Below are 346 nucleotides of genomic sequence, written 5' to 3'. Positions count from 1 at the left end.
CCAGCCGCCGTTTTTTAAAAGAAAAGCCCGTGTTCGTAACCGGCTCGACATCGGGCATCTGGGACGTATCGTGGCAGCTTAACGACTATCTGAAACTGGAAAACAAACTGGTTTACGGCCGCTACCACAACGAGCGGCTGCACCTGCCGATAACCGTCAGCCCGCAAGGCGTGCCTGCCGAACTCAAAGGCCGTGAACTGCAATGGGAGCCGGTATTGCATTTTTCAAACAAAGGCCGTCTGAAAGGTCTTGCCGGACTGCACTACTTCCGCAGCAAACAAGACGAATGGGTGGACATCCGCAGCGTCGGCGGCCGCAACACCTTTGACGACCGCAACAGCGTGCG

At 56.4% G+C, this 346-nt stretch carries 1 pseudogene; it reads left to right on the top strand.

Annotated features, from left to right (window positions below):
• Window positions 1–346, top strand: a pseudogene (locus ACTHSP_RS23070) (TonB-dependent receptor); the annotation flags it as partial.

Source organism: Neisseria sp. P0001.S005 (assembly GCF_051963715.1).
Note: the sequence above shows the minus strand (reverse complement) of the source record. Positions and strands in the feature narration are given on the sequence as shown.